General features: G+C 73.1%; 5 protein-coding genes. 2 read left to right on the forward strand and 3 right to left on the reverse strand.

What is annotated here, in order from left to right; genetic code table 11:
- Positions 1 to 689, reverse strand: a 689-nt coding sequence (locus HYE82_RS32790; RefSeq protein WP_179177855.1) for an acyltransferase family protein, incomplete at its 3' end; no start/stop codon positions are given.
- 101 nt (positions 690 to 790) lie between these two features.
- Entirely contained in the window at positions 791 to 2,428 is a 1,638-nt protein-coding gene (locus tag HYE82_RS32795) for a penicillin-binding transpeptidase domain-containing protein (RefSeq protein ID WP_179177856.1), read from the reverse strand.
- Positions 2,429 to 2,996: 568 nt separating this feature from the next.
- Here HYE82_RS32795 and HYE82_RS32800 point away from each other — a divergent pair.
- Complete coding sequence (locus HYE82_RS32800; protein WP_179177857.1) at positions 2,997 to 3,218, forward strand: hypothetical protein; 222 nt, start codon at positions 2,997 to 2,999, stop codon at positions 3,216 to 3,218.
- Positions 3,219 to 3,422: 204 nt separating this feature from the next.
- On the opposite strand, the gene HYE82_RS32805 is transcribed toward HYE82_RS32800, so the two are convergent.
- Complete coding sequence (locus HYE82_RS32805) at positions 3,423 to 5,102, reverse strand: dolichyl-phosphate-mannose--protein mannosyltransferase (RefSeq protein WP_218783324.1); 1,680 nt, start codon at positions 5,100 to 5,102, stop codon at positions 3,423 to 3,425.
- A gap of 299 nt (positions 5,103 to 5,401) precedes the next feature.
- Here HYE82_RS32805 and rsmI point away from each other — a divergent pair, with 299 nt between their 5' ends.
- On the forward strand, positions 5,402 to 6,250 hold the full coding sequence (gene rsmI, locus HYE82_RS32810) for a 16S rRNA (cytidine(1402)-2'-O)-methyltransferase (protein WP_309144526.1): 849 nt from the start codon (positions 5,402 to 5,404) through the stop codon (positions 6,248 to 6,250).
- Positions 6,251 to 6,449 lie beyond the last annotated feature (199 nt).

Here is a 6,449-nt window from a genome sequence, read left to right on the forward strand (position 1 = left end):
GTGCCAGGGCGGCCTGCGGGGGTGATGCGGCCGTCGGCGCGCAGGAAGCCGAGCTGGTGCACGGCGAGCCAGACGAAGGCGAAGTTCAGGAACTCCACGAAGGGCACCCCGGCCGCGAACCGGAGCAGGTCCACGGCCGCCGCGGCCCCGGCGAGCACGGCGAAGGCGCCCCAGCCCCACCGCCGGTGCAGCCGGAGCAGGGGCGGGGTGAGGGCGACCATGGCGAGGTAGATTCCGATGAACCACAGCGGCTGGGTGACCATCCTGAGGGCGGCCCCGGAGAGCCGCCCGTTCCCCCGGCCGGCGGCCTGGACGGCGAGCGCGACGGCCGTCCAGACGAGGACGAAGACGAGGGTGGGGCGCAGCAGCCGGCGCAGCCGGGCCCGCAGGAAGGCTGCGTAGACCCCCCGGCCGCCGGCCTTCCGCTCCAGGGAGCGGTACGACAGGGCGTGCGAGAACCCGCCGACGAAGAAGAAGACCGGCATGACCTGCAGAGCCCAGGTGAGTATCTGCAGCCCGGGAACGAGGGCGAGCAGGTTCCCCATTCCGTCGCCGCTGACCGCGGCCATCAGCCAGTGCCCGAGCACGACGGTGGCCAGCGAGGCGACGCGCAGCAGATCGACGTACCGGTCCCGCGTCGCGGGGGTCGCCTCGGCCAGGCCCCGTGCGCTCGTTGCACTCTTGTCCATGCCCGTACGCTCCCGCGCGCCCGGGGCCCGGGACCAGAGCGCTGGTACTCATTTCCGGTCTGTGTACCCGGTACTCCCGGCACCGGGCGGTGCCGGGAGGTTCAGGAGTTCAGGACCGCCGCGACGATGGGGCCGGCCGCGTCGCCGCCGTGCCCGCCGCCCTCGACCATCGCGGCCGCGGCCATGTCGCCGTTGAAGCCGGTGAACCAGCTGTCGGGGCTGCCGGCGCCGTCGACCTCGGCCGAGCCGGTCTTCGCGCCCTTGTCGGAGCCGCGGACGGTGCCCATGACCTCGGCGGCGGTGCCGCTGGAGGCGGTCTGCTTCATCATCCGCACCACCTGCTGGGCGACCGCCGGCTTCATGCTGCGCTCGGCGCGGGCGATCGGGCGTCCGTCGAGGTCCGGGGCGATGATCACGGGCTGGTGGAACCGGCCGGTGCGGGCGGTGGCCGTGAGCGAGGCGACGTTGAGGGGGTTCATGGTGATCTGCCCCTGCCCGATGTAGGCCGCGGCGGCGGCCGCGCCGGTGGCCGCGGGGACCTTGCCGTCCGCGGAGCGGACGCCGGTCTTCCAGTCGAGTCCGATGCCGAAGACCTCACGGGCCTCCTTCGACAGGGCGGCGTCGTCGCGGACGTCGTCGATCCTCTTGATGAAGGAGGTGTTGCAGGAGCGGGCGAAGCCGGTGGCGAAGGTCGCGCCGGCGGGCAGGTCGAAGTTGTTCAGGTTGTGGAAGGAGCGGCCGCCCCAGGAGGCCTCCTTGGTGCACTCGGCCGGCTGGTCCACCCCGGCCTTGCCGCGGTCGATCAGCATGGCCGCCGTGACGATCTTCATGGTGGAGCCGGGGGCGCGGGCACCCTCCATGGCCGCGTTGAAGCCGTCCTTGCGGTGGTTGGCGATGGCCAGGATGTCCCCGCTGCTCGGCCTCACGGCGGCCACCGAGGCCTCGGGGAACCGGGCGACGGCCTTCTCGGCCGCGGCCTGGACCTCCGCGTCGAGCGTCGTCTTCAGCAGCCCGGGCTCGCCCTCGGCCAGGGTCAGCAGGGTGCGCTTCGGCGCGTCCTGCGCGGCCGGCTCGATCCACAGTTCGGCCCCGGCGCGGCCGCCGGCCTTGGCACCGTAGGTCTGCCGCAGCTGGTCCAGGACCGGACGCAGCGAGGGGTACTTCTCGGCGGTGAGCTCCACACCGTTGCGGTCGACGGCCTTGACGGGCGGGGTGGCGGGGGCACCGGCGCGCAGCGTCTCGCCCTTGCCGAGCTGCGGGTGGACGACCGAGGGCTGCCAGTCCACGAGGGGCTTGCCGCTCGTCGCGCCGCGGACGACGGTCAGCTTGGAGTCGTAGGCGAGCGGCTTGCTCGCCCCCCCGTAGGTGATCTCGGCGGCCACGGTGAACGGGACGGTGGCCCCGGTCGAGGCGCCCGGCGTGATGACGGCCTTGGACACGGAGGCCTTGGCCCGGTAGTCGGCGACCGCGGCCCGGGCCGCCTGCGGGTCGTTGGTCAGCCGTGCGGCCGCGGCCCCGTCCCCGGCGGCCCAGGCGTCGAGGAAGGCCTTGGCGGTGCGGGCGGCCTCCTGGTCGGTGACGGGTCCGCTCCCCTTCGCGGACTGTGTGGTCGCACCCTTGGCGTCGCCGCCGCTGCCGCTGCCGGCGTCGGCCACGAGCGTGTAGGCCCCGTATCCGGCCCCGCCCAGCATCGCGAGGAACACCCCGCCGATGATGGCCCCCTTCGCTGCCCCGTTCACGTCACGTCCTCCCCGTGGGCTCCCCCGGGCCCCTGAACGCGTTCAAAGGCCCCTCGTCACGGACCTTACGCGGCGTACGCGTGCCATGCACAACTTGTTACGGGAGGGAGACATTCCGAAAGCCCGGCGCCACCGGCTCACCCGCACGAAGTCACCACCCATCGGAGGCCCGTCAGGCGTCCGCCAGGGCAGCGTGACAGTCACGGGCGCATGCCGCTTCGCATGGACCTGCACGGCCGCGGAGACGGTGGCGAAGATGATCCGACGGTGCGAAGCAGCCGGCACGCTCTGTTCCAGCGCACCGAGCCACGTCCGGATGTGCCCCGGCCGGAAGGACGGAAGGGGCCGACTCCCGATGTGCGGATAAAGCGTGCAGGCCGGTCGAGAAGGGCAAGCCGGTCCAGGTGTGGCGGGTCAGGAGGCGGTGGACGGTCGAGGCGGGCAGGCCCAGGACCGGGCCGATCCGGGCAGGGCAGGGCAGGGCAGGGCCGAGCAGAGCGGGGATCGGGTCCGAACGGTGATGCGCACGGCGGTCCGGTCGGAGCCCGGGGGGCGCATACTGGGCGCAATGACAAAGCCAGCCGCACCGAAGCGCCATCTGCCGAGCAGCCCCTTCAAAGCCCCGACCGCGCCAGCCCCCAAGCACTTCGCGGTGGGTGACCAGGTCACGCACGATGTGTACGGACTCGGCCGAGTGATCGGCGTCGAGGACGGAATCGCGACGCTCGTCGATTTCGGCTCGGCGCGAGAGCGGATCCTGAGCCCGTACGCCAAGATGACCAAGCTGTAGGGCCTCTGTCCCGGACCGCGCGGCGACAGCGCCCCGATTCGAGCTTGGCAGGCAGACGTCCGCGCCTGTCCGAGGCGCCGCTCCTCGTCGCCGGGCCGCTGGGCCGTCTCTGGGCCGTGAAGTGACGGCCCATGCTCCCCGGCGGCGACCGACAGCCACCGAAAGGCCCCGGCGCCGTCTGGCGCCGGGGCCCTCTTCGCCCTGCTAGACCCAGGTGTCCAGCCACATGCGGCTGCGCCAGGAGTCCATCGGGATCGTCTCGCCCGTGTAGACCGGCCAGAAGTAGATGAAGTTCCAGACGATCAGCAGCACCAGTACGCCCGCCGCGATCGCGCCCAGCGCGCGCCTGCGCTCCGACGAGCCGGCCGGGCCCAGCAGCGCCCCGATCGTCATCGCCACCGCCAGGCACAGGTACGGGACGAAGACCACCGCGTAGAAGAAGAAGATGGTCCGCTCCTGGTAGTTGAACCAGGGCAGCAGGCCCGCGGCCAGCGCGCACGCGATCGCGCCCGCCCGCCAGTCGCGGCGGAAGAACCACCGCCACAGCACGTACAGCAGCGCGAAGCAGCCCGCCCACCACAGCAGGGGCGTGCCCAGCGCCAGCACCTCGCGGGCGCACTTGCCGGCCTCCGTCGCCGGGCAGCCGTCGTTGCCGGGGTCGGGGGACTCGTAGAAGTACGAGACCGGGCGGCCCAGGACGAGCCAGCTCCACGGGTTCGACTCGTAGGTGTGCCCCGAGGTCAGGCCCACGTGGAACTTGTAGACCTCCGTCTCGTAGTGCCACAGGCTGCGCAGCCACTCCGGCAGGAACGACAGGGCGCTGCCCTGGTCCTGCTTGGCGGCCCAGTCGCGGAAGTAGCCGCCCTTGCCGTCGTCCGGGCTGAGGATCCAGCCCGTCCAGGAGGCCACGTACACGGTGATCGCGACCGGGACCGTGGAGACGAACGCCGGCAGCGCGTCCCGGCGCAGCATCGCCGCGTACGGGGTCCCGGCTCCGGCGGTGCGGCGCGCGGCCGCGTCCCACAGCACCGTGAGCACGCCGAAGAAGGCGAGGGCGATCAGGCCGTTCCACTTGGTGCCGAAGGCCAGGCCCAGGCAGACGCCGGCCAGGATCCGGTACGGGCGCGGGCCCAGCCGCAGGGTCCCGGCGACGGCGGCGTCCGGCCTGGTGCGGCCCTCGTCGTCCACGGGCAGCGCGTCCGCGAGTCTGGCCCGGGCCCGGTCCCGGTCGACGAGCAGCGCCCCGAAGGCGGCCAGCACGAAGAACATGAGGACCAGGTCGAGCAGGGCGGCGCGGCTCATCACCAGGTGCAGGCCGTCCACCGCCAGCAGCGTGCCCGCCAGGCAGCCGAGGAAGGTGGAGCGGAACAGTCGGCGCCCGATCCGGCACAGCAGCAGCACCGAGAGGGTGCCGAGCACGGCGGTCATGAACCGCCAGCCGAACGGATTGAAGCCGAACATCCACTCGCCGAGCCCGATGACCCACTTGCCGACGGGCGGGTGCACCACGTACCCGGGGTCCGCCGGCAGGGCGACCCCGTCGGGGTTGGCGAGGATCGACTTGTCGATGTCCTTGGGCCAGCTCGCCTCGTAGCCCTGCCGGATGGTCGCCCAGGCGTCCTTGGCGTAGTACGTCTCGTCGAATATCACCGCCTTCGGGCTGCCCAGGTTCACGAACCGCAGCACCCCGGCGACCAGCGCCACCAGCACCGGCCCGGCCCACGCCATGACGCGCTGAACGGTGTCCGCGGCCGAGGCGGGGATCCCGAGCGCCGCCCACAGCTGCGCGGAGGGCCGCGCGTACGGGGGCACCAGGCGGGCGCGGACATCCGCCCGCCGTGCGCCCTCGGGCGGCGCGTAGCCGAAGCCGCGCAGGCGGCGCAGCCAGGGGGACGGCTCTTCTTCACGCCCCGCGACCGGGGCGGGCGGGGCCCCCGCAGGGCTGGGCGGCGGCGTCGCGGTACTGGTCACCGGGTCATCGTAGGGAACGCCGCTGTGCGAACCCCAGTGCCGAACCCCGGTGCCGCAGACTGCCGGTGCCCGCGCCGGGCGGTACGGGCGGGGGCGGCCGGCCCGGCTGAGAGGATGGACGGGTGACGACTGACCAGCCCATCGGCTCCGAAACCCCCGCACACCCCGCCGCCTCCCGGGGCTCGGGCAGCACCTCCGATTCCGGTTCGGGCGTGCTCGTGCTCGCCGGCACCCCGATCGGCGACCTGGCCGACGCCCCGCCCCGGCTCGCGGCCGAACTGGAGCGGGCCGACGTGGTCGCCGCCGAGGACACCCGGCGGCTGCGCCGGCTGACCCAGGGCCTCGGCGTGCACACCTCCGGGCGGGTCGTGTCGTACTTCGAGGGCAACGAGTCGGCGCGCACCCCCGAGCTGGTGGAGGCGCTGCGGGACGGGAAGCGGGTGCTGCTGGTCACCGACGCCGGCATGCCGTCCGTCTCCGACCCCGGGTACCGGCTGGTCGCCGCCGCCGTGGAGCAGGACATCCGCGTCACCGCCGTGCCGGGTCCGTCGGCGGTGCTGACCGCGCTCGCCCTGTCCGGGCTGCCCGTCGACCGGTTCTGCTTCGAGGGCTTCCTGCCGCGCAAGGCCGGCGAGCGCCTCGGCCGGCTGCGCGAGGTCGGGGGCGAGCGGCGCACCCTCGTCTACTTCGAGGCCCCGCACCGGCTCGACGACACCCTCGCCGCCATGGCCGAGGTGTTCGGTCCGGGCCGGCGGGCCGCCGTCTGCCGCGAGCTGACCAAGACGTACGAGGAGGTGAAGCGGGGCGGTCTCGGCGAGCTGGCCGCCTGGGCCGCCGAGGGCGTGCGCGGGGAGATCACCATCGTGGTGGAGGGCGCCCCCGCCGCCGGGCCCGGCGACGTCGACGCCGAGGAGCTGGTGCGCCGGGTACGTGTGCGCGAGGAGGCGGGAGAGCGTCGGAAAGAAGCCATCGCGGCGGTCGCCGCCGAGGCCGGAGTACCCAAGCGGGACGTGTTCGACGCGGTCGTGGCGGCAAAGAATGCGGCCGGAAACATGCAGTGAGAAGGTAAAGAGCTAATCTGAAAAGCAAAGCTCAGACCGCGCACCGGGCGCTTCGGGAATGAGTCGCCCAAGGGCCGTACAACACTGCACATGGCCTGATGCGCTCCTGCCCGAAGAGGCGTCCACTGGCATAGGCACAGTGGAACAAGAGGAGCTGGCATGAGTGAGATCGCAGACACCTCGATACCCGCCCCCGCAC

This window comes from Streptomyces sp. BR123 (assembly GCF_013401435.1).
Lineage (GTDB): Bacteria > Actinomycetota > Actinomycetes > Streptomycetales > Streptomycetaceae > Streptomyces.